Source organism: Caballeronia mineralivorans PML1(12) (assembly GCF_001028175.1).
Taxonomy (GTDB): Bacteria; Pseudomonadota; Gammaproteobacteria; order Burkholderiales; family Burkholderiaceae; genus Caballeronia; species Caballeronia mineralivorans.
Window position 1 is genome coordinate 1 of sequence record NZ_AEJF01000305.1, and the last position, 424, is coordinate 424.

The following is a 424-nucleotide window of genomic DNA, read 5'->3' on the forward strand; positions in this document are numbered from 1 at the left end:
CAGGGCGATTTGCTGTTCCGCATCGACCCGCGCCCGTACGAAGCCAATCTGGCGAAAGCTGAAGCCTCCCTCGCGGCGCTGGATAAGCAAATTATGCTCACCCAGCGTAGCGTTGACGCGCAACAGTTTGGTGCCGACTCGATTAATGCCACGGTAGAAAAAGCCCGTGCCGCCGCGAAACAGGCCACAGATACATTACGCCGCACCGAGCCATTACTGAAAGAAGGTTTTGTCTCAGCGGAAGATGTTGACCGTGCAAGAACGGCGCAGCGCGCCGCAGAAGCGGATCTTAATGCCGTATTGTTACAGGCGCAGTCAGCCGCCAGCGCCGTCAGCGGCGTGGATGCATTAGTTGCCCAGCGTGCGGCGGTCGAAGCGGATATTGCCCTGACCAAACTGCATCTGGAAATGGCGACCGTTCGCG

Annotated in this window: 1 pseudogene; it reads left to right on the plus strand. The window is 58.7% G+C overall.

Annotation, left to right across the window (positions count from 1 at the left end):
- A pseudogene (gene mdtN, locus EOS_RS42785) lies at positions 1-424 on the plus strand (multidrug efflux transporter periplasmic adaptor subunit MdtN); the annotation flags it as partial.